Annotated in this window: 19 protein-coding genes and 1 pseudogene; 12 read left to right on the top strand and 8 right to left on the bottom strand. The window is 74.1% G+C overall.

Going from position 1 to position 20,488, the window contains the following annotated elements:
- Nucleotides 1-73 precede the first annotated feature (73 nt).
- Nucleotides 74-1,099 (bottom strand): hypothetical protein, encoded by a 1,026-nt coding sequence (locus ORI94_RS15120; protein WP_266075449.1) that lies wholly within the window; start codon nucleotides 1,097-1,099, stop codon nucleotides 74-76.
- 268 nt (nucleotides 1,100-1,367) lie between these two features.
- Here ORI94_RS15120 and ORI94_RS15115 point away from each other — a divergent pair, with 268 nt between their 5' ends.
- Entirely contained in the window at nucleotides 1,368-1,820 is a 453-nt protein-coding gene (locus ORI94_RS15115; protein ID WP_266075447.1) for a DUF4442 domain-containing protein, read from the top strand.
- Nucleotides 1,821-1,869: 49 nt separating this feature from the next.
- On the opposite strand, the gene ORI94_RS15110 is transcribed toward ORI94_RS15115, so the two are convergent.
- Nucleotides 1,870-2,334 carry a Crp/Fnr family transcriptional regulator gene (locus ORI94_RS15110; RefSeq protein WP_266075445.1) on the bottom strand — a complete coding sequence of 155 codons (465 nt, stop codon included), beginning with the start codon at nucleotides 2,332-2,334 and terminating at the stop codon, nucleotides 1,870-1,872.
- A gap of 344 nt (nucleotides 2,335-2,678) precedes the next feature.
- On the opposite strand from ORI94_RS15110, the gene ORI94_RS15105 reads away from it, so the two are divergent.
- Together ORI94_RS15105 and ORI94_RS15100 are read left to right on the top strand one after the other, a co-directional pair.
- Nucleotides 2,679-3,623: a universal stress protein gene (locus tag ORI94_RS15105; protein ID WP_266075443.1), complete on the top strand. Its 945-nt coding sequence runs from the start codon at nucleotides 2,679-2,681 to the stop codon at nucleotides 3,621-3,623.
- A 172-nt stretch (nucleotides 3,624-3,795) separates the two neighbouring features.
- On the top strand, nucleotides 3,796-6,174 hold the full coding sequence (locus ORI94_RS15100; protein ID WP_266075441.1) for a phosphoketolase: 2,379 nt from the start codon (nucleotides 3,796-3,798) through the stop codon (nucleotides 6,172-6,174).
- Nucleotides 6,175-6,206: 32 nt separating this feature from the next.
- On the opposite strand, the gene ORI94_RS15095 is transcribed toward ORI94_RS15100, so the two are convergent.
- A complete protein-coding gene (locus ORI94_RS15095; RefSeq protein WP_266075439.1) occupies nucleotides 6,207-6,740 on the bottom strand; it encodes a gamma carbonic anhydrase family protein in 534 nt (177 codons plus the stop codon).
- Nucleotides 6,741-6,853: 113 nt separating this feature from the next.
- Here ORI94_RS15095 and ORI94_RS15090 point away from each other — a divergent pair, with 113 nt between their 5' ends.
- Together ORI94_RS15090 and ORI94_RS15085 are read left to right on the top strand one after the other, a co-directional pair.
- Nucleotides 6,854-7,618 (top strand): acyltransferase, encoded by a 765-nt coding sequence (locus ORI94_RS15090; protein ID WP_266075559.1) that lies wholly within the window; start codon nucleotides 6,854-6,856, stop codon nucleotides 7,616-7,618.
- 127 nt (nucleotides 7,619-7,745) lie between these two features.
- The gene (locus ORI94_RS15085; RefSeq protein ID WP_266075437.1) at nucleotides 7,746-8,303 is read left to right on the top strand and encodes a YbaK/EbsC family protein; all 558 of its coding nucleotides are present in this window, start codon (nucleotides 7,746-7,748) and stop codon (nucleotides 8,301-8,303) included.
- A 70-nt stretch (nucleotides 8,304-8,373) separates the two neighbouring features.
- On the opposite strand, the gene ORI94_RS15080 is transcribed toward ORI94_RS15085, so the two are convergent.
- The gene (locus ORI94_RS15080) at nucleotides 8,374-9,513 is read right to left on the bottom strand and encodes a cation diffusion facilitator family transporter (RefSeq protein ID WP_266075436.1); all 1,140 of its coding nucleotides are present in this window, start codon (nucleotides 9,511-9,513) and stop codon (nucleotides 8,374-8,376) included.
- Between the two features lie 61 nt (nucleotides 9,514-9,574).
- Here ORI94_RS15080 and ORI94_RS15075 point away from each other — a divergent pair, with 61 nt between their 5' ends.
- The gene (locus tag ORI94_RS15075) at nucleotides 9,575-9,934 is read left to right on the top strand and encodes an ArsR/SmtB family transcription factor (protein WP_266075434.1); all 360 of its coding nucleotides are present in this window, start codon (nucleotides 9,575-9,577) and stop codon (nucleotides 9,932-9,934) included.
- A gap of 239 nt (nucleotides 9,935-10,173) precedes the next feature.
- On the opposite strand, the gene ORI94_RS15070 is transcribed toward ORI94_RS15075, so the two are convergent.
- Together ORI94_RS15070 and ORI94_RS15065 are read right to left on the bottom strand one after the other, a co-directional pair.
- On the bottom strand, nucleotides 10,174-10,722 hold the full coding sequence (locus tag ORI94_RS15070) for an FAD-dependent monooxygenase (protein WP_266075432.1): 549 nt from the start codon (nucleotides 10,720-10,722) through the stop codon (nucleotides 10,174-10,176).
- 147 nt (nucleotides 10,723-10,869) lie between these two features.
- Nucleotides 10,870-11,283 carry a CoA-binding protein gene (locus tag ORI94_RS15065; protein WP_266075430.1) on the bottom strand — a complete coding sequence of 138 codons (414 nt, stop codon included), beginning with the start codon at nucleotides 11,281-11,283 and terminating at the stop codon, nucleotides 10,870-10,872.
- 145 nt (nucleotides 11,284-11,428) lie between these two features.
- Between ORI94_RS15065 and ORI94_RS15060 the strand changes: the two genes are divergently transcribed.
- The 6 genes and pseudogenes from ORI94_RS15060 to ORI94_RS15035 all read left to right on the top strand — a co-directional run.
- Nucleotides 11,429-12,259 carry a hypothetical protein gene (locus tag ORI94_RS15060; RefSeq protein WP_266075428.1) on the top strand — a complete coding sequence of 277 codons (831 nt, stop codon included), beginning with the start codon at nucleotides 11,429-11,431 and terminating at the stop codon, nucleotides 12,257-12,259.
- The gene (locus ORI94_RS15055) at nucleotides 12,256-12,852 is read left to right on the top strand and encodes a SixA phosphatase family protein (RefSeq protein WP_266075426.1); all 597 of its coding nucleotides are present in this window, start codon (nucleotides 12,256-12,258) and stop codon (nucleotides 12,850-12,852) included. Before ORI94_RS15060 ends, ORI94_RS15055 begins: the two co-directional genes overlap by 4 nt.
- A gap of 112 nt (nucleotides 12,853-12,964) precedes the next feature.
- A complete protein-coding gene (locus ORI94_RS15050) occupies nucleotides 12,965-13,591 on the top strand; it encodes a YigZ family protein (RefSeq protein ID WP_266075424.1) in 627 nt (208 codons plus the stop codon).
- Nucleotides 13,592-13,734: 143 nt separating this feature from the next.
- Nucleotides 13,735-14,898 carry an exonuclease SbcCD subunit D gene (locus ORI94_RS15045; RefSeq protein WP_266075422.1) on the top strand — a complete coding sequence of 388 codons (1,164 nt, stop codon included), beginning with the start codon at nucleotides 13,735-13,737 and terminating at the stop codon, nucleotides 14,896-14,898.
- The gene (locus tag ORI94_RS15040) at nucleotides 14,895-17,888 is read left to right on the top strand and encodes an AAA family ATPase (RefSeq protein WP_266075420.1); all 2,994 of its coding nucleotides are present in this window, start codon (nucleotides 14,895-14,897) and stop codon (nucleotides 17,886-17,888) included. Before ORI94_RS15045 ends, ORI94_RS15040 begins: the two co-directional genes overlap by 4 nt.
- 75 nt (nucleotides 17,889-17,963) lie before the next feature.
- Nucleotides 17,964-18,182: pseudogene (locus tag ORI94_RS15035) on the top strand (hypothetical protein); the annotation flags it as partial.
- Between the two features lie 48 nt (nucleotides 18,183-18,230).
- Here ORI94_RS15035 and ORI94_RS15030 read toward each other — a convergent pair.
- Together ORI94_RS15030 and ORI94_RS15025 are read right to left on the bottom strand one after the other, a co-directional pair.
- Nucleotides 18,231-19,919 (bottom strand): DUF885 domain-containing protein, encoded by a 1,689-nt coding sequence (locus tag ORI94_RS15030; protein ID WP_266075419.1) that lies wholly within the window; start codon nucleotides 19,917-19,919, stop codon nucleotides 18,231-18,233.
- 32 nt (nucleotides 19,920-19,951) lie between these two features.
- On the bottom strand, nucleotides 19,952-20,443 hold the full coding sequence (locus tag ORI94_RS15025; RefSeq protein ID WP_266075417.1) for an Lrp/AsnC family transcriptional regulator: 492 nt from the start codon (nucleotides 20,441-20,443) through the stop codon (nucleotides 19,952-19,954).
- Between the last annotated feature and the right edge of the window lie 45 nt (nucleotides 20,444-20,488).

Below are 20,488 nucleotides of genomic sequence, written 5' to 3'. Positions count from 1 at the left end.
AGGGCTCCTCCGGCCGTTTCCCGTCGCCCCGAGGGCGGGAAACGGCCGGAGGAGCCCTCGGCCCACCTGCCCGCTACGACTCGGTCGGTGCCTCCTCGGTGAGGCGTACCGTGCTGAGGATCTTCTGCACGGTCTCCTCCGGGATCTCGTCCTCGACGCCCTTGGCGCCGTACAGGTTCCAGGTGACGAAGTCCCCGGCACCGTTCTTGAACCCGAAGGTGATCGCCTTGCCCTCGCTGTCGCACGTGCCGTTCTGGGGCGTGTTCTCCGAGTGCGCCGTGACGACACTGCCCTTGATGCCCGAGGCGGTCGTGTACGCCTTCGGCTTCCCGGACTTCACGCTCTTCTTGTCGGGCTGCGTGTAGCCGCCGTAGATCCACCACGGCACACGGGTCTCCGCGGCCTGGTCCGAGGTCTTGGCGCCGTTCTCGCCACGGGTGCCGGCGGTCACGAGGGCGGTGTCGTCCTCGCGGCCGTCCTTGTCGTCGTCGCTCGTGCACCACTTGGACTTCAGATAGGCGGGGGCGGTGACGGTGGTGCGGTCCAGCTCCCCGTCCTTCTCCTCCCATTCGAAGCCCACGCTGGTGCCGGGATCCTCGATCTCCCAGTCGGCGGGGACGTCGAACTTGGTGCCGAAGCGCGTGTTCGTGACGACCTGCCAGCCCGGAACCGTCGCCTTCTCGGCGTCCCCGCCCCGCGGGTTGTCGTCGGAGCCGGAGGCGGAGGAGCTCGGCTCCGTGGAGGGCTTCTCGGACGCGCTCACGGACGGCTTCGCGTCCCTCTTGTCGGCGGTGTCGTCCTTGTCGCCGCCCAGCACCAGGAAGCCGGTGACACCGGCGGTCACGACCACGGCCGCCGCGGCCACGGCGGCCACGATCTTCGTCTGCTTCCCACCGCCCCCGCCCTGCGGCGGCTGGGGCATGCCCACGGTGGCCGGCGTCCCCCACTGCTGCGGCTGCGGCTGCGGCTGCGCGTAAGGGTTCGGCTGCTGGGCGCCGGGCTGCTGGTACGGATTCGGCTGTTGGTACCCCGGCTGCTGGTACGGATTGCTCGACTGCGGGTTCTGCTCGCCCCCGGGCGGCTGGTTTCCTGGCCACATGGTGAGTCACCCTAGCCCGGCCAGTGACACGATTCGGTCACTGCCCGTTGACAGGGACGTAGCAACCAGGAGCCGGAAGTGATCCGGAGGCAACCCCGAGCGGCCGCACGTCGTCGGGACACCGGTGCGCTCGCGCATCCCCCGCGGTCCTTGCTGGTCCGGGCCCGGCCACGCGGGCCGGGGAAGCCGCGCGAGGGAGGCCGCCGCACGACCGGCCGCCGGTCCCGAGGCCTGGCCGGCCGCTCCTACCCGTGAGTAACGTGTGGTCATGAGCGACGACCGGACGACCATCGGCGAGATGCTCGCCGCCACGGTGCCCATGGCCCGCACCCTCGACCTCCAGTTCCTGGAGACCACTTCGGAACGGGCCGTGGTGTCCCTGCCGGACCAGAGCGACTACCACAACCACGTGGGCGGCCCGCACGCCGGCGCGATGTTCACCCTGGGGGAGTCGGCGAGCGGTGCCATCGTGCTCGCCGCGTTCGGGGAGCAGCTGGCGCGGGCGGTGCCCCTCGCGGTCCGCGCCGAGATCGCCTACCGGAAGCTGGCGATGGGCCCCGTCACCGCCACCGCGACCCTGGGCCGGCCGCCCGCCGAAGTGGTGGCCGAGCTGGACGAGGGCCGGCGCCCCGAGTTCCCGGTGTCGATCGAGATCCGGCGCGAGGACGGTGCGGTGACCGGCGAGATGACGGTCGTCTGGACCCTGCGCCCGGGCGGCTGACACCTGCCGGCGGTGGCCTGCCGCACCGCCGCGGGCCCCGGTGTCCGGTTCAGACGCCGCTGCCCGCCCCGTAAGGGCCGTACAGGTCCAGCAGCCGGACCCGGGCGGAGTGCAGCCGGTGGGCGACCACACGGCCCACCCACAGGGCGAGGGCCCGCCCGAAGGCGGGCTCGTCCTCTCCCATCGCGCGGACGGCCGCGGCGTCGAACTCGTAGGCCCGTACCGGGGTGGCCGCCTCTGCGCCCAGATGCCAGACGTGCGGGCTGTACAGCCAGGACCAGCCGACGAGTTCGTTGTGCCCGAGACGCTCGATGACGGCGGCCCGACGGCCGGGGACATGCATGTCGAGCTCGACGGTGCCGGTACGGATGACCCAGAAACGGTCCGCGCGTCCACCCTCCTCGAACAGCCGGGTCCCTTGCGGGAAGGACACCTCGCGGGCGGTCTCCAGGAGCTTCGCCCGATGCTCGACGGGCAGGGCACGCGGCATGCCGGGGGACGAGGGAGCGAACATCGCGGCCTCCCTTGCGGGATACGGGGTGGGGCGGGCTGTCGGTGCGGTCTGCGGGTGATTCCGATGCAATTCAGCCTCCTGCGGAACCGCCGCCGGTGCCATGGGCCGTACGGCCCCGATCGAAGGCATCCGGCCCCGTCGGGGCGGTGTCCCCGGACCGGGGCGGGACCCTCGGCCGGGCACCGGGAGGCGGCGCCGGTACCCCGGGGCGGGACCTTCGGCCCCCGTGGGGACCTGTGGCCCCTGCCGGCCGGCCGGCCGGCCCACTGATACTGGAGGTGATCTCGGCGACAGCGATACCGGTCCGTTCCGGCCAGCAGGTCCGACAACAGGAGGTACACGTCATGCCCCGCACCATCACCATCGGTTTCGACGGTTCCGCGGAGAGCCGGGCCGCCGCCGAGTGGGCGGCCCGCGAGGCGAAGGTGCGGGGTCTGCCGCTCCGGCTGGTCGAGGTCCGGGAGCCCCTTCCGGAGCCCGTCGCCCAGGCGCCGTTCTCCGGCGCACAGACCGGCCGGCAGGAGAAGGGGGACGGCGGGGCGGAGGCACTCCCGGCCGACGGCTGGGGGACCACGCCGGGTGAGGCCGCGACCGGGCTGCGGCTGCGGCACCCCGGGGTCGAGGTCACCACGGAACAGGTCGCCGGCCGGCCCCACGAGGTGCTGGTCAAGGCCGCCGAGGACGCCGAGCTGCTCGTGCTGGGCTCCCGCGGGATGAGCGGCTTCGCCGGATTCCTGGTCGGCTCCGTGGGTCTCGCCGTCGTGGCCCGTACCGAGCGGCCCGTCGTCCTGGTCCGTGCCGGGGAGCAGGCCGCCGACGAGCACGAGCCGGATCCCACGGGCATCCCGTCCGCCGCGACCCGCTACCGGCCGGTCCTGCTCGGCGTGGACGCCGACCGGCCCGACGACGCGGTGATCCGCTTCGCGTTCGCCGAGGCCGCCCGGCGGGGCACCGGACTGCGCGTCCTGCACGGCTGGAACCTGCCGCCGTACTACGTCCACGGACTGCCGGCCGACCCGGACGTCTACCGGGCGATCGCCGAGGAACGGACCGCGACGCTCGCGAAGGTGCTCCGCCCCTGGAGAGCGGAGTTCGAGGACGTCGACGTCGTGGAGGAGTCCTTCGGCGGCAGCCCGTCCATCCGGCTCATCGACGCGTCACGGGAGGCCTCGCTCGTCGTGGTCGGGCGGCGCGTCCGCCGCAATCCCTTCGGTATCCGCATCGGGTCGATCACCCACGCCGTCCTGCACCACTCCGCGGCACCGGTCGCGGTCGTCGCGCACGACTGAACCGGTCCTCCGGAGGAAGGGCACGGGACGGATCCGGGAGCGCCCCGCTCGGATTGCGCCACATGCCCGTGTCCGGCCGACCGGGGCATGAGGCGGGCGGAAACTGGTACTCCCCGCCCCGACCCCACCCCTGATGCCCCGATCACCGCGTCGATCACCCACGGAGCCAGCCATGCCCGAGGACCAGGACACCCGGACCGCACCGACCGACGAGGAGCTGCGCACGCTGGACGCCCACTGGCGCGCCGCCAACTACCTGGCGGCGGGCCAGATCTACCTGCTGGCGAACCCGTTGCTCACCGAGCCCCTCAAGGCCGAGCACATCAAGCCGAGGCTGCTCGGGCACTGGGGCACCTCACCCGGACTGAACCTGGTGTACACCCACCTGAACCGGGTCATCGGCGCACGCGGGCTGGACGCGCTGTGCGTCTGGGGGCCGGGCCACGGCGGACCCTCGGTGCTGGCCAACTCCTGGCTGGAGGGCAGTTACAGCGAGAAGTACCCGGACGTCGGCCGTGACGCCCCGGGCATGGCACGGCTCTTCCGGCAGTTCTCCTTCCCCGGCGGCGTCCCCAGCCACGTCGCCCCGGAGGTCCCCGGCTCGATCCACGAGGGCGGCGAACTCGGCTACTGCCTCGCCCACGCCTACGGCGCCGCATTCGACAACCCGGGCCTGCTGGTCGCCTGCGTGATCGGCGACGGCGAGGCGGAGACCGGGCCGCTGGCCGCGTCCTGGCACTCCAACAAGTTCCTCGACCCGGTCCACGACGGCGCCGTCCTGCCGATCCTGCACCTCAACGGCTACAAGATCGCCAATCCGACCGTGCTGTCCCGCATCCCCGAGGCCGAACTCGACGCGCTGCTGCGCGGCTACGGCCACGAGCCGATCCACGTCGCCGGCGACGACCCCGCCCTCGTCCACCGGGCGATGGCCCAGGCCCTGGACACCGCCCTGGACCGCATCGCGGCGGCGCAGCGCGCCGCCCGCGAGGACGGCGCGACCGAGCGGGTCTCCTGGCCGGTGATCGTGCTGCGCACGCCGAAGGGGTGGACCGGCCCTGCCGAGGTGGACGGCCTCCCCGTGGAGAACACCTGGCGCTCCCACCAGGTGCCGCTGTCGGCGGTCCGGGAGAATCCGGAGCACCTGCACCAGTTGGAGGCCTGGCTGCGGTCGTACCGGCCCGAGGAACTGTTCGACGCCGAGGGCCGGCCCGTCGCGGACGTCCTCGCCTGCGTCCCCGAGGGGGCCCGCCGGCTCGGGTCCACCCCGCACGCCAACGGCGGGCTGCTCGTCCGCGACCTGCCGGTGCCGGACCTCGACGACTTCGCCGTCCCCGTGGACAAGCCCGGCACCACCCTCCACGAACCCACCCGCGTCCTCGGCGACCTCCTGAGGCAGGTCATGAAGGACACCGCCGGCCGGCGGGACTTCCGTCTCGTCGGCCCCGACGAGACGGCGTCCAACCGACTGCAGGCCGTCTACGACGTCAGCGGCAAGGCCTGGCAGACCGGCACCCTCGACGTCGACGAACACCTCGACCCGCACGGCCGCGTGATGGAGATCCTCTCCGAACACCTCTGCCAGGGCTGGCTCGAGGGTTACCTGCTCACCGGACGGCACGGCCTGTTCTCCAGCTACGAGGCGTTCGTGCACATCGTCGACTCGATGGTCAACCAGCACATCAAGTGGCTGAGGACCTCCCGCGAGCTGCCCTGGCGCGCCCCCATCGCCTCCCTCAACTACCTGCTCACCTCGCACGTGTGGCGCCAGGACCACAACGGCTTCTCCCACCAGGACCCCGGCTTCGTCGACCACGTGCTCAACAAGAGCCCCGAGGTCGTCCGGGTCTACCTGCCGCCGGACGCCAACACCCTGCTGTCGGTCGCGGACCACGCGCTGCGCAGTCGTGACTACGTCAACGTCGTGGTGGCCGGCAAGCAGCCGTGCTTCGACTGGCTGTCCATGGACGCGGCCCGCGTCCACTGCGCACGCGGCGCCGGAGTCTGGGACTGGGCCGGCACCGAGAACGGCGGCACGCCCGACGTGGTGCTGGGCTGTGCCGGGGACGTACCCACCCAGGAGGTGCTGGCCGCGGCACAGCTGCTGCGCCGTCACCTGCCGGACCTGGCGGTCCGCGTCGTCAACGTCGTCGACCTCACCCGGCTGCTGCCCCACGGGGAACACCCGCACGGCATGACCGACTTCGAGTACGACGGCCTGTTCACCACCGACAGGCCGGTCATCTTCGCCTACCACGGCTACCCGTGGCTGATCCATCGCCTCGCCTACCGGCGCACCGGACACGAGCACCTGCACGTCCGCGGCTACAAGGAGTCCGGGACGACCACCACGCCGTTCGACATGGTGGTCCGCAACGACCTTGACCGCTACCGGCTGGTCATGGACGTCATCGACCGCGTCCCGGGTCTCGCGGTCCGCGCCGCCGCCGTACGCCAGCGGATGGCCGACGCCCGCACCCGGCACCACGACTGGATCCGGGCGCACGGCACCGACCTGCCCGAGGTCGCCGAGTGGAGCTGGAACGCCTGAGCGCCGTCATCCACGGCCGGTGCGGGCAGGCCCTACGGCGCACCGTGCACGTCGCGGTGCGCCTTCGCCAGATCCGTGTACACCGTCCCGTTGAGCGTCAGCCCCGCGCGCTCCTCCTGTGTCAGCTCCCGCCGGACCTTCGCCGGGACCCCCGCGACCAGCGAGCCCGGCGGCACCTCCATGCCCTGCGGCACCAGCGCCTGCGCGGCCACCAGGGAACCGGCGCCGATCACCGCGCCGTTGAGCACCGTGGCCCCCATGCCGATCAGGCAGTCGTCCCCGACCGTCGCCCCGTGCACCACGGCGTTGTGCCCGACGGAGACGCGTTCGCCGACCGTGACGGGGAAGCCGGGGTCGGCGTGCAGCGTGCAGTTGTCCTGGACGTTGCTGCTCGCGCCGACCGCGATCGCCTCCACGTCGCCGCGCAGGACCGCGCCGTACCAGACGCTCGCACCCGCCCCCAGCGTCACGTCCCCGACCACCGTGGCCGTGGGTGCCACGAAGGCGGTCGGGTCCAGCCGGGGCTCCCTGCCGCCGATGCCGGTGATCAGCGCCTTGTGCGTCATCGTCGCCTCTCCTCCTGGTCGGGTGATGACAGGCACCGTACGCCAGAGGCGTGGGGCGAAGATCACAGGGTGTACAGCGGATGGGGGTCACGCCCGGCGACTACGGTGAGCGGGTGCCGAAAAGCAGGAACACGTTCTCGTCCTGGCCGCGTCGCCTCGCGCAGCGCGCGGTCCACGCGGGCTGGGCCTGGGTGCAGCGCACGGGCTCGGTGACCGCCGAACACCCCGGCCGCCTCCGCTTCGGCGCGATGGGAACAGGTACCAGGCTCGCCTTCCCGCTCGGCACCGTCTTCGGCGAACCCTGGATCCAGCTCGGCGCGCACTGCGTCATCGGCGAACAGGTCACACTGACCGCCGGGCTGATGCCCGGCCTGGAGCTGGGACCCGACCCGATCCTGCGTCTCGGGGACGGCGTCGTCCTCGGCCGCGGCAGCCATGTCATCGCCGACACCACCGTCACCATCGGCAGCGACTGCTACTTCGGGCCGTACGTCTACATCACGTCCACCAACCACTCCTACGACGATCCGCACGAGCCCATCGGCAAGCAGTGGCCGCGGATGGACCCGGTGGAGATCGGCCCCGGCTGCTGGATCGGCACCGGGGCGGTGATCCTCCCCGGCGCGCGGATCGGGCGGAACGTGGTGGTGGCCGCGGGCGCGGTGGTGCGCGGCACGGTTCCCGACCACGCCGTGGTCGCGGGCGCCCCGGCCCGGGTGGTACGCCGTTGGACTCCCGGCGAGGGCTGGCAGCCGCCGCTGCGCACGCCGGCGCCGGTGCCGATCCCGGAGGGCGTCACGCCGGAGCAGCTGCGGGCGCTGTCGGCGCTGGACGAGGAGGACGTGGCCCGGCTCGCCGAGCTGGAACCCGGGAGCTGAGGTCCTCACCCCCGAGGACGCGGGAGGGGCGGCTCCTGCCGGGCGAGCGCGGGGCCCCGCCCCGGCGCTGCCGGCGGCCGCCGGGACACCACGCCGACGACCGCCGCACGGCTGTTACGGTGCCGCCATGCGCGCGCCCATCGGAACCTTCGACCACGCCACCCCCGCCCCCGAATGCCTCGACCGGCTCACCGCGCCGGTCGCCGCGGCCGTCCGCGCCTGGAGCGGCAGCGTCCCCGCCGAGCAGATCCTCTACGTCGACACGGACCCCCGCTGGGCCGACACCGCGGTCTTCGTCGAGCACTACGGCCAAGACCTGCTCGAGCGCTCGGCGAACTGCGTGGTCGTGGCGGGCAAACGGGGCGGCGGGACCACCCTCGCCGCCTGCGTCGTCCCCTCCACGACCCGGGCCGACGTCAACGGCGTCGTGCGCCGCCGGCTCGGCGCCCGCAAGGCCTCGTTCGCCCCGATGGACACGGCGACGGGGGAGAGCGGCATGGAGCACGGCGGCATCACCCCGATCGGACTCCCCGCCGACTGGCCGGTGCTCGTGGACGCGGCCGTCGTCGACCTGCCGTACGTGCTCGTCGGCAGCGGGCGCCGGCAGGGCAAGCTCCTGGTGCCGGGCAAGGCCTTCGCCGAGCTGCCCGGCGCGGTCGTGCTGGAAGGGCTGGGCGTGGCCTGAGCCCCGGCCGCTCACGGAGACCGGGGCCGGCCCGGCGCCCGCACCGGTCGGGTCACGCCGACCGCCCCGGTCATGCCGCCGCGTGGTGGGCCAGGGGCAGATGCGGGTCCTGCTCACCCGGGGCGGGCTCCGGATCGGCGTGGACCAGGGCCGCGGTCAGCCGGGGTACCGCGTGCAGCAGGGCGTGCTCGGCGTCGACCGCGACGCGGTGGGCCTCCCGCACGGTCGCCCCGCCGTCCACCACGACCGCCACCTCGGCCCGCAGCCGGTGACCGATCCAGCGCAGCCGCAGCTCCCCCACCGCGCGCACACCGGGGACCTCGCCCAGCGCCTGCTCGGCCCGGTCCACGAGAGCCGGGTCGACGGCGTCCATCATCCGCCCGAACACCTCCCGCGCCGCGTCCCGCAGCACCAGGACGATCGCCGCCGTGATCGCCAGCCCCACGACCGGGTCCGCGAGCTGCCACCCCAGGGCCGCCCCGCCGGCGCCCAGCAGGACGGCGAGCGAGGTGAACCCGTCCGTCCGGGCGTGCAGCCCGTCGGCGACCAGCGCGGCCGAGCCGATGGCCCGGCCGACCCGGATGCGGTAGCGGGCCACCCACTCGTTGCCCGCGAAGCCGACGAGAGCGGCGACGGCGACCGCCGGGACGTGGTTCATCGGCCGCGGGTCGAGGAGGCGGTCCACCGCCGTCCAGCCCGCGAAGGCCGCGGAGGCCGCGATCGTCAGCACGATCACGATGCCCGCCAGGTCCTCGGCCCGGCCGTACCCGTAGGTGAAGCGACGGGTGGCGGCCCGCCGGCCCAGCACGAAGGCGATTCCGAGCGGTACGGCGGTCAGGGCGTCAGCGGCGTTGTGGACCGTGTCGCCGAGCAGTGCGACCGAGCCCGAGACGGCCACCACGACCGCCTGCGCCAGTGCCGTCGCACCGAGCACCGCCAGTGAGACCCACAGCGCCCGCAGGCCGCGGGCCGAGGACTCGAGGGCGGAGTCGACCTTGTCCGCGGTCTCATGGGAGTGCGGGGTGAGCAGGTGGCGGAGGCGGTGGCCGAGCCGGAGGCGGCCGTGGCGGCGGGAAGGCGCGCCGGGGCGCCCGTGGCCGTGACGGTCGCGCTCGTGGTGGTGGAGCCCGTGCGGCTGCTCATGGCTGGGGCTGGGGCCGTGCCGGTGCCCGGGCTCGTGGTCCTGGTCGGGCTCTTGCCGGTCGCTCACGTGGGTCCCCTTCCGGTGCGCGAGGTGGACGGGCTGTCGCCCACGGGGCCATTATGTGCGTATGAGCGCACGCATGCACCTGTCACCTGCGCACGATGCGCACCCACGCACGCCCGGCGACGAACAGTTCGCGCTCGCCGCGGAACTCCTGGCCCTGCTCGGCGACCGCACCCGGCTGACCCTGCTGCACGCGCTGACCGGGGGTGAGGCCGACGTCGGCACGCTCACGCAGGTGTGCGGGGCGGCGCGGCCCGCGGTCAGCCAGCATCTGGCGCGGCTGCGCCTCGCGGGACTCGTGGACACGCGCAAGGAGGGCCGCAGGGTGATCTACTCACTGCGCGACGGACATCTGCGGCGGCTGGTGGACGAGGCGCTGAACGTCGCCGACCACCGGCTGAACGACCGGCCCCCGCACGACTGAGGCAGCCGGAGAGGCGCCCGGCGCTCGCCCGGTCGGTACGCGGCGGCCGTGCCCGGACACTGCCCGGCGAAGGAGGCGGCCGCGGCGCGGGACGTGAACGGACGTCGCAGCCGGGCCAGGGTGGTGCCCGCGCGGAACGGTTCGCCCGCCGCGGTGCCGTGGCAGAGCTCGGAGAGCCGCTGCGAGAACTCCTGGTGGTCCCACACGCACCGCAGGCATGCTTGCGAGTGGCCGGTCAGTCAGCTGTCGTCGCCGGTCGTGAAGCGGGCGGCCGGCGCGTCACCGAGCAGGAAGACGTCGTGCAGGGCGAGGACCATGCCCTTGGCGGCGATCGGCGCGACCGGACGCGCCGCGTCCCCGGAGGGGAGGAGGCGCCCGGACGCCATCGGCTCGGTGCCGTAGTCGTGCATGCCCAGCACGCGCTTCTCGATCAGCCGCCCCTCGACCGGAGGGGGTGCGCCGGCCGCACCGGGCCGCCGCCGGATCTCCGTCCGGACCCGCTCGTGCGGCCAGTCTGCGGGGTCGGAGCCCGGCGGGCACTGGAGGAAGGAGCGGGTCGCCTCGGGGCCGCGCGGCCTCTGGCCGGCGAACCCGTCCGGGGGGCAGCCGAAGACCAGGCCGTCACCGGCGCCTCGGCGAGCAGCGCCGGCCGGCCGATGCCGTAGTCGTGCCGCGCCACACGCGCCCGCTCCGGCGGGCCGCGACGGGGCCCGCGTCGCCCCGCGGGCCCCGTCGCAGCACGCCGTGAAGGAGCACTCCACGACGAGCCCGGTCGGACCGGCACCCACGATGGCGACCGAAAGCCTTTGGGCAGCAAGGGAGTTGGTGTGAAGAGGAGAGGGCAAGGGCTGCGACACCCGGTCATCATGACGACACGGCACTCGGCTGCGGCCGAGGCGTCGTGCCCTTGTTCACGGCCTGGGACGGCGTGGACCTCAGGCCTGGCCCAGCCGCGGTATCTCGATCGCGGGGCAGCGGTCCATCACCATCTCCAGGCCCGCCGCGCGGGCCCGTTCGTAGGCCGCCTCGTCGATGACGTCCAGCTGGAACCAGATCGCCTCGGCACCCTTGGCAACCGCCTCGTCCGCGACGGCCCCGGCCAGTTCACTGTTCACGAACACATCCACGACGTCCACCTCGAAGGGGATGTCCGCCAGGGAGGCGTACCCCTGCTCGCCGTGCACCGTCTCGGCCTTCGGATGCACCGGCACCACACGCTTGCCGAAGCGCTGCAGCACCTGGGCGACGCCGTACGCCGCGCGCTGCCGGTTCGACGACAGGCCCACCACGGCCCAGGTGTCGCCGAGCCCGGTGAGAATCCTGCGGACCGTTGCCTCGTCGCCGTACACCGTGGGCCTCCTGGGGGGCGTAGCCGTAGTCGTGCCGTAGCAGTCGTCAGGGAGCTGTCCTTTGGGCAACGAACCGGAGCGCGGGGTGATTCCCGGGGACACGGGGAACGTCCCGGAGCCACGGTGTCCCCCGAAAGCGTGCGGGATGACTGCGCGGACCCGCTTGTGCGCCTACGCTCGCCTCGTGCTGCGCATCACCGACGCCCGGACCGGCGAACTCGTGGACGCCACCCCCGCCCGGCGGGGCCTCACCCGCGTCGAGGCCCACACGCGCGGGTTCGATCCGACGAACCTGCGCGTGCTGCTCGTCGCCGACCTGCTCGTGCGCGCCCTGGAACTCGGCGGTACCCCGGTGTGGGCGCTGCTCGACGGCGAACGGGACCTGCCCGAACTGCGTGCCGCGGGTGCCGCCCTCGGCGTACGGCCCTTCGAGGACGACCGGGACGCCGGTACGGGGCTGGGGGAGGCCCAGGTCCTGCACGTGGTGAGCGAGGGCGGCGCGACACCCGACGGAGTGCGTGTCGTCGTCGCACCCGTCCACCAGGAAGGGCCGGGTGACGCGTCGGAGGGCGCCGACCGCGCCGATTCCGTTGGTGCCCCCGGCCCCGCAGGCCTCACCGCCCCGGACGACCTCGCCGAGCCGGCCGTCCTGCGGCTCGCCCTGCTCACGCACCCCCGAAGCCGTCCGCTGCGGCTCGACCCCGCCGCCCTGGACGAGGCCGCGGGCACCCTCGGGCGCTGGCGCGGTGCGGTCGCCGCCTGGGCGCACCGGCCCTCGCGGCCCGTCCCCGACACGGTGCGCGTGGCCCTGCGCACCGCCTGGGAGGACGACCTGGACGCGGTCGGCGTGCTCCGCGTACTCCGCGCGGTGGAGCAGGACGCGGAGGTGCCGGACGGCGCCCGCTTCGAGACGTACGCCTACGCCGACCGGCTGCTCGGCCTCGACCTCACCCGGGACCTGGGGGCCCCGGCATGACCGGGACCTCCGGCGGGACCGTGCCGACGGAACGCACCGGCTCCACGGAACGCACCGGGGACACCGGGACGGGGCCGCCGCGTCGGCTGGTCGTGCTGCGGCACGCCAAGTCCGCCTGGCCCGAGGGCGTGCCCGACCACGACCGTCCGCTCGCCGCGCGTGGCGAACGCGACGCGCCCGCCGCCGGACGCGCGATCGCCGGGACCGTGGGCCCGCCCGGCCTCGTCCTGTGCTCCACCGCCGTACGCGCGCGCCGGACCTGGGAGCCGGTGGCGGCCCAGTGGGACACGCCCCCGCCGGTCCGGTACGAGCCGCGGCTCTACGCCGCCGGTGTTCCCGACCTGCTGGCCGTGGTGCGCGAGGTGCCCGCCGAGGTCGGCACCCTGCTGCTGATCGGCCACAACCCGGGTCTGGCCGACCTCGTCCTGACGCTGGCCGGCGACGACGTGGACGACACGCTCGACCGGGTCCGCGCCAAGTTCCCGACCTCCGCGGTCGCGGTGCTCTCCTGGCGCGGCGCCGCCTGGACAGACCTCGCCCCCGGCACCGCCCTGCTGACCGCGATGACCGTACCCCGGGGCACCGCGCGCTAGGCCCGGCGGCCCGCCTGTCCCGGCCCGTCCCCGCCCCTCCCTCGCCCGCCGCCCGGCCCCTCGCCCGCAGCCCGTGACCTGCCGCCCGGACGGCTGCGCATAGGGTGGCCGGATGCAGGACGAGTACCGCACCGTCACCCGCGCGGGTGTGCACGAGACCGAGATCAACCGCTCCCGCTTCCTGTGCGCGCTCGCCCCGGCGGCCACCGAGCGGGAGGCACAGGAGTTCGTCGCCGCCGTCCGCAAGGAACACGCCGACGCCACCCACAACTGCTGGGCGTACGTCATCGGCGCGGACGCCTCCGTCCAGAAGGCGAGCGACGACGGCGAACCCGGCGGCACCGCGGGCGTCCCCATGCTCCAGATGCTGCTGCGCCGCGACATGCGGTACGTCGTCGCCGTCGTCACCCGCTACTACGGCGGGGTCAAACTCGGCGCGGGCGGGCTCATCCGGGCGTACGGCGGTGCCGTCGGCGAGGCGCTGGACAGCGTCGGCACGCTCACCCGGCGCCGGTTCCGGCTGGCCTCGGTGACCGTCGACCACCAGCGGGCCGGCAAGGTCCAGAACGACCTGCGCTCCACGGGGCGCGAGGTGCGGGACGTGCGCTACGGCGAGGAGGTCACGATCGAGATCGCCCTCCCGGACGCCGATGTGGAGGCCTTCCGGTCCTGGCTCGCGGACGCGACCGCCGGGACCGCCCGCTTCGAACCGGGCGGTGAGACGTACGGCGACGTGTGACGACCGCAACCGTGCGCCCGTCGGCTCATGACGCCACAGCGGGTGCCTCGCCCGTACAACGGGCTTGAACGGCCCCGGTCATGACGGGGCGATACAGAAGTTTCCGGCTGTGATGTCGGACCCGGCCGTTACTCTCGGGGATCATGAGACTGCTGCACACTTCCGACTGGCACCTCGGCCGGTCGTTCCACCGGGTCGGCATGCTCGGTGCCCAGGCCGAGTTCATCGGTCACCTGGTGGAGACCGTGCGCGAGCACGCCGTGGACGCGGTGGTCGTGTCGGGAGACGTGTACGACCGGGCCGTGCCGCCGCTCGCCGCGGTGGAGCTGTTCGACGACGCCCTGCACCGCCTCGCCGGCCTGGGCGTGCCGACGGTGATGATCTCCGGCAACCACGACTCGGCCCGCCGCCTCGGCGTCGGTGCCGGACTCATCGGGCGTGCGGGCATCCACCTGCGGACCGACCCCTCGGCGAGCGGCACCCCCGTGATGCTGTCCGACATCCACGGGGAGGTCGCTTTCTACGGACTGCCCTACCTGGAACCTGCGCTCGTCAAGGACGGGTTCGGACTGGACAAGGCGGGCCACGAGACGGTGCTCGCCGCCGCCATGGACCGGGTCCGCGCCGACCTCGCCGCCCGCCCGCCCGGCACCCGCTCGGTCGTCCTCGCGCACGCCTTCGTCACCGGCGGCGCACCGAGCGACAGCGAGCGGGACATCACCGTGGGCGGGGTCGCCGCCGTACCCGCCGGAGTCTTCGACGGCGTCGACTACGTGGCGCTCGGGCATCTGCACGGCTGCCAGACCCTCACCGGGCGCGTGCGCTACTCCGGCTCCCCGCTTCCGTACTCCTTCTCCGAGGCGGACCACCGCAAGAGCATGTGGATCGTCGACCTGGCCGCCGACGGCGGCGTCACCGCCGAGCGGGTGGACTGCCCGGTGCCGCGCGCCCTCGCCCGGATCCGCGGCACCCTGGAGGAGCTGCTCGCCGACCCCGGGCTCGAACCGCACCGCGAGGCGTGGGTCGAGGCCACCCTCACCGACCCGGTCCGCCCGGCCGACCCGATGGCCCGGCTCGGCGAACGCTTCCCGCACACCCTCAGCCTCGTCTTCGAGCCCGACCGCGCGCCCGACGACCCGAAGGTGTCCTACGCCCGCCGCCTCGCCGGCCGCGACGACCAGCAGATCGCGGAGGACTTCGTCGCCCATGTGCGCGGCACCGGCCCCGACGAGCGGGAGCGGGCCGTCCTGCGGGACGCCGTCGACGCCGTCCGTGCCGACCAGGCCGTACGGGAGGTGGCGCGGTGAGGCTGCACCGGCTCGACATCACCGCCTTCGGGCCCTTCGGCGGCTCGCTCACCGTCGATTTCGACGAGCTGTCCGCCGCGGGCCTCTTCCTGCTGCACGGCCCCACCGGCGCCGGCAAGACCTCGGTGCTCGACGCCGTCTGCTACGCGCTGTACGGCTCCGTCCCCGGCCCCCGGCAGAGCGGGCAGGGCATGACCCTGCGCAGCGACCACGCCGCCCCCGCCACCCGTACCGAGGTCACCCTCGACCTCACCGTCGTCGGACGCCGGCTCGAGGTCACCCGGCAACCGCCCTGGCAGCGTCCGAAGAAGCGCGGTACCGGCACCACCCTCGACAAGGCACAGACCTGGCTGCGCGAGTACGACCCGGTGGCCCGTTCCTGGAAGGACCTCAGCCGTTCCCACCAGGAGATCGGCGAGGAGGTCACCCAGCTCCTCGGCATGAGCCGGGAGCAGTTCTGCCAGGTCGTCCTCCTGCCCCAGGGCGACTTCGCGCGGTTCCTGCGCGCCGACGCCGAGGCCCGCGGCAAGCTCCTCGGCCGGCTCTTCGACACCCGCCGCTTCGCCGACGTGGAGAAGCACCTCGCCGAGCGTCGCCGGGCCACCGAGTCCCAGGTACGGGACGGCGACGCGGACCTGCTCGCCGAAGCGCACCGGATGCAGCAGGCAGCGGGCGAGGCCATGCCCCTCGACGACCTCGCGCCGGGCGAACCGGGACTGGCCGAGAGCGTGCTGACCGCGGCCGCCGTCGCCCGCAGCACCGCCCGCGAACAGCTCGCCGTCGCCCGCTGCCGTCTCACCGCGGCCGAATCGGCCCAGGCCGCCGCAGACCGGTCACTGGACGACGTACGCGAACGGGACCGGCTCCAGCGCCGGTTCGCCGAGGCACGGGAGAGCGCGGCGCGGCTGGCGGAGGGAGACGGCGCCCGGCAGGAGGCGCAGAACCGCCTGGACCGCTCCCGCAAGGCCGAGGCGGTCGCCCCCGCCCTGGAACTGCGGGAGTCCGCCGATGCCGAACACCGGGACGCGGTCGCCGTCGAGGCACGTACGCGTGCCCTGCTCCCCGCGGCCCATCAGGAGGCGGGCGCGGCCGGGCTCGCCGCCGCCGCACGCCGGGCCGCCGAGGAACTGGGCGGCCTCGGGTCGGCCCGCCGGGCCGAGCGGCGGCTCGCCGAGCTCCTCGACGAGCGGGCCGGCCTGGACCGCCAGCAGCGCGCCGACGACGACGTGCTGGAGGAGTCGGACGCCTGGCTCACCGGATGGGACGAGACACGTACCGCGCTCCAGGCCCGCATCGAGTCCGCGCAGGAGGCCGCGACCAGGGCCGGTGAACTCGCGGTGCAGCGCGACCCCGCGCACAAGCGGCTGAACGCCGCACGGCTGCGGGACCAGCTGGCCGGGGACACCGACCGTGCCGCCGAGCAGGCCCGAAGGACCCAGGAGCAGGCACTCGCGGCCAAGCAGCACTGGCTCGACCTCAAGGAACAGCGACTGGCCGGCATCGCCGCAGAACTCGCCGCGGGCCTCACCGACGGCACGCCCTGCGCGGTCTGCGGGGCCACCGAACACCCCGCCCCCGCCCGCAAGGACGCCGGTCATGTCGACCGAGAAGCGGAGGAGCGCGCCCTCGCCGCCCATCAGAGCGCGGAGGAACGCCGCGCCGACGACGAACGGCGCCTGGGCGTCGTCCGCGAGGCGCTGGCCGCCGCCGGAGCGGAGGCGGGGGACACGCCGACCGGCCGGCTCGTCCACGAGGTGGAGGAGCTGGAGGCGCGGTACGCGCGGGCACGGGACGCGGCCTCGGTACTGCACTCCGCGCAGGAACAGCTGCGGCAGGCGGAGCACGAGCACGAGCGGCGGGTCACCGCACAGCGCGAGGCGGCGGTCCGGACGGCCGCGCGGGCGGGCGTCCGCGAGCGCCTGGACCGGGAACAGGCCGCGCTGGAGAAGGAGTTGACCACGGCGCGGGGGCCCGCGGACAGTGTGGCCGCGCGCGCCGCCCAACTGGAGCGCGCCGCGGCGCGGCTCACCGACGCCGCCGAGGCCGCCCGGCTCGCCGACGGCGCCGCGCAGCGGCTCAAACACGCCGATGCCAGGCTCGCGGACGCCGCCTTCCGGGCCGGGTTCGACACCCCGCGGGCGGCGGCCGAGGCCCTCCTCGACCCCGCCGACCACCGCGCGCTGCAGCACCGCCTGGAAGCCCGGCAGCAGCAGGAGGCCGCCGTCCGCGCGGTGCTCGCCGAGCCCGAAACCGAGGCCGCCGCCCAGCAGCCCCCCGCAGACCTCGCCGCCGCACAGCGCACCGCCGAGGACGCGGACCGCAGGGTGCGCGAGGCGTCCTCCGCCCGCGACGCCGCCGCCCGTCGCTGCGCCGAACTGGACCGGCTCTCCGCGCGGGCCACCGCCTCGGCGCGGCGGCTGGCACCGCTGCGCGAGGAGTACGACCGGGTGGCCCGCATGGCGGGCCTCACCGCGGGCACCTCCGCCGACAACGAGCACAGGATGCGCCTGGAGTCCTACGTCCTGGCCGCCCGCCTGGAACAGGTCGCCGCCGCGGCGACCGCCCGGCTGCAGCGCATGTCGTCCGGCCGTTACACCCTGGTGCACTCCGACGACCGCAGCGGCCGTGGCCGCAGCGGCCTCGGTCTGCACGTCGTGGACGCGTGGACCGGCCGGGAGCGGGACACCGCGACCCTCTCGGGCGGCGAGACCTTCTTCGCCTCGCTCGCCCTCGCGCTCGGTCTCGCCGACGTCGTCACCGACGAGGCCGGCGGGGTCCGGCTGGACACCCTCTTCATCGACGAGGGCTTCGGCAGCCTCGACGACCAGACCCTCGACGAGGTGCTGGACGTCCTGGACTCCCTGCGGGAACGCGACCGCAGCGTGGGCATCGTCAGCCACGTCGCCGACCTGCGCCGACGCATCCACGCCCAACTCGCGGTGGTGAAGGGCCGATCGGGTTCGACGGTACGCACGCACGGCGTGGGCTGAGACAGGCGCGGCCGGCCGAGTGGAAGAAGTCGGGGCGGCAGCGGAAACGTGAGCGGCGGCCGGGCGCGGGCAGCCGGGCCGGTGGACACCGGCCACCTCACCGGCGAGACCTCCGACGCCGTCGCCGCACGCCTCCCCGGCGGGCGGCGGGGGGTGCCCGACGACCCGGCCCGCCTCATCGCGTGGCCGGCCACGGACGAGGCGATCGGGGTCTCTCCTGCTCGAACGGAGTTGAGAGCTCGGGGAAGGGGCACCGGTCAGGTCATCGACTCCGAGGGCGGCCTCCGGCGCTGACGCCGGGGGAGCCGTCCCGGCGCCTGCCGCCTGCCCCGGCGGCCCGGCTCACAGGGCCGACAGTTCGTCCACCAGGTCGTCCAGGCCCAGTGAGCCCTGGGACAGTGCCGCCATGTGCCACGCCTTGGGGTCGAAGGCATCGCCGTGCCGCCTGCGGGCGTTCTCCCTGCCCAGCAGCCAGGCCCGCTCGCCGAGCTTGTAGCCGATGGCCTGGCCGGGGATCGTCAGATAGCGGGTCAGCTCGCTCTCCACGAAGTCCGCGGGACGGCTGCTGTGCGCCCCGAAGAACTCCTCGGCCAGTTCCGGCGTCCAGCGCTCGCCCGGGTGGAACGGCGAGTCCGCCGGAATCTCGAGCTCCAGGTGCATGCCGATGTCGACGACGACCCGGACGGCCCGCATCATCTGCGCGTCCAGGTAACCGAGCCGCTCCTCCGCGTCCGCGAGGAACCCGAGCTCGTCCATCAGCCGCTCCGCGTACAGCGCCCAGCCCTCCGCGTTGGCGCTGACCATGCCGACGGAGGCCTGGTAGCGGGACAGGTCCTCGGCGACGTGCGCCCACTGCGCCAGTTGGAGGTGATGGCCGGGCACGCCCTCGTGGTACCAGGTCGACACCAGGTCGTAGACGGGGAAGCGGGTCAGCCCCATGGTCGGCAGCCAGGTACGGCCCGGCCGGGAGAAGTCCTCCGACGGGGGTGTGTAGTACGGTGCCGCCGCGCTGCCCGGCGGGGCGATCCGCGACTCCACCTTCCGCACCCGCTCGGCGAGTTCGAAGTGGGTGCCGTCGAGCGAGTCGACCGCCTTGTCCATCAGGTCCTGCAGCCACTCACGCACCTCGTCGACACCCTCGATGTGCCGGCCGTGCTCGTCGAGGTGCGCCAGCGCCACCCACGGCGTCCCGGCACCCGGCAGGATCTTCTCGGCCTCCTTCTTCATCTCGCCGAGCAGCCGGTGGTACTCGGCCCAGCCGTAGGCGTACGCCTCGTCCAGGTCGAGGTCGGTGCCGTTGTAGTAGCGGGACCAGCGGGCGTAGCGCTCCCGGCCGACGGTGTCCGGTGCGCCCTCGATCGCCGGCGCGTACACGTCGCGCATCCAGTCCCGCAGCTCCACCACGGCCGCGGTGGCCGCCCCGGCCGCCCCGTCCAGCTCCGCGCGCAGGGCGTCCGGACCGTCCGCGGCGAAGTCCTCGAACCAGCCGCGGCCCTCGCCGGTGTCCGCCCACTCGGTGAGCTGCCCGACGAAGGTGGCGGTCGGCCGCGGAGCCGCGTACAGCCTGCGCTCCAGTCCGAGCACGAGGGACTCCCGGTAGCCCGCCAGCGCGGCCGGCACGGCGCGCAGCCGCTCGGCGACCGCGGCCCAGTCCTCTTCGCTCTGCGTCGGCGTCACGGTGAACACCTCACGCACCGAGTGGGCGACCGTGCCCAGGTTGCCGACCGAACGCAGACCTTCGTCGGCCTCGTGCACGGCGATCTCCGCGGTGAGCCGCTCCCGCAGCAGCCGGGCGCAGCGGCGCTCGATGTCGCTGTCCGCGCCGGGCCTGGTCTCGGCCTCGGAGAGCCGGGCGAGCGTGGCCCGCCGGAGCTCCGCGAGCGCCGCCTGGCCCGAGGGGGAGAGGTCGGGCAGGCGGCTGGAACTCTCCTGCACGCCGAGGTACGTACCGGTGACCGGGTCGAGGGCGATGAGGTCGTCGACGTAGGCGTCGGCGACCTCGCGGGGCAGCGGGTTGCTGGTCTCAGACATGACGACCATCCTGGTACGCGGCCCGCCGGACGTCACCCCGATTGAGCCGAGGGCGAAGACGGCAGCAGGGGACCGCAGTCCCACTGCTGGAAGATCAGCCGAGTCTCCACGCGCGCCACCTCCCGCCGCGACGTGAACCCGTCCAGCACCAGCCGCTGCAGATCCGTCATGTCCGCGACCGCGACATGGATCAGATAGTCGTCCGGTCCGGTCAGGTGAAAGACGGTCAGTGACTCCGGCAGCGCCCGGATCCGCTCCACGAACGGCCCCACCAGCTCCCGCCGGTGCGGTCTGACCTGGACCGACAGCAGCGCCTGGAGCCCTCGCCCCAGCTTGGCCGGGTCCAGCTTCAGCCGATGCCCGAGGATCACGCCCGAGCGGCGCAGCCGGGTCACCCGGTCCAGACAGGTCGACGGCGCGACCCCCACCTGTGCGGCGAGGTCCCGGTACGTCGTCCGGGCGTCGTTCTGCAACAGCCGCAGAAGATGAAGATCCACCGCATCCAGTACGACGGAATCGCTCATCGGCCGAACGTAACACGGAGATCGGCTCCCACCGCCCGGCAGGTG

The sequence above is a fragment of the Streptomyces sp. NEAU-W12 genome (assembly GCF_026242095.1).
Classification (GTDB): Bacteria; Actinomycetota; Actinomycetes; order Streptomycetales; family Streptomycetaceae; genus Streptomyces.
Note: the sequence above shows the minus strand (reverse complement) of the source record. Positions and strands in the feature narration are given on the sequence as shown.

What these genes read in the sequence shown, in the direction of transcription:
- ORI94_RS15120 (WP_266075449.1), bottom strand. Translation starts at nt 1,099, where the DNA reads ATGTGGCCAGGAAACCAGCCGCCCGGGGGCGAGCAGAACCCGCAGTCG.
- ORI94_RS15115 (WP_266075447.1), top strand. Translation starts at nt 1,368, where the DNA reads ATGAGCGACGACCGGACGACCATCGGCGAGATGCTCGCCGCCACGGTG.
- ORI94_RS15110 (WP_266075445.1), bottom strand. Translation starts at nt 2,334, where the DNA reads ATGTTCGCTCCCTCGTCCCCCGGCATGCCGCGTGCCCTGCCCGTCGAG.
- ORI94_RS15105 (WP_266075443.1), top strand. Translation starts at nt 2,679, where the DNA reads ATGCCCCGCACCATCACCATCGGTTTCGACGGTTCCGCGGAGAGCCGG.
- ORI94_RS15100 (WP_266075441.1), top strand. Translation starts at nt 3,796, where the DNA reads ATGCCCGAGGACCAGGACACCCGGACCGCACCGACCGACGAGGAGCTG.
- ORI94_RS15095 (WP_266075439.1), bottom strand. Translation starts at nt 6,740, where the DNA reads ATGACGCACAAGGCGCTGATCACCGGCATCGGCGGCAGGGAGCCCCGG.
- ORI94_RS15085 (WP_266075437.1), top strand. Translation starts at nt 7,746, where the DNA reads ATGCGCGCGCCCATCGGAACCTTCGACCACGCCACCCCCGCCCCCGAA.
- ORI94_RS15075 (WP_266075434.1), top strand. Translation starts at nt 9,575, where the DNA reads ATGAGCGCACGCATGCACCTGTCACCTGCGCACGATGCGCACCCACGC.
- ORI94_RS15060 (WP_266075428.1), top strand. Translation starts at nt 11,429, where the DNA reads ATGACTGCGCGGACCCGCTTGTGCGCCTACGCTCGCCTCGTGCTGCGC.
- ORI94_RS15055 (WP_266075426.1), top strand. Translation starts at nt 12,256, where the DNA reads ATGACCGGGACCTCCGGCGGGACCGTGCCGACGGAACGCACCGGCTCC.
- ORI94_RS15050 (WP_266075424.1), top strand. Translation starts at nt 12,965, where the DNA reads ATGCAGGACGAGTACCGCACCGTCACCCGCGCGGGTGTGCACGAGACC.
- ORI94_RS15045 (WP_266075422.1), top strand. Translation starts at nt 13,735, where the DNA reads ATGAGACTGCTGCACACTTCCGACTGGCACCTCGGCCGGTCGTTCCAC.
- ORI94_RS15030 (WP_266075419.1), bottom strand. Translation starts at nt 19,919, where the DNA reads ATGTCTGAGACCAGCAACCCGCTGCCCCGCGAGGTCGCCGACGCCTAC.
- ORI94_RS15025 (WP_266075417.1), bottom strand. Translation starts at nt 20,443, where the DNA reads ATGAGCGATTCCGTCGTACTGGATGCGGTGGATCTTCATCTTCTGCGG.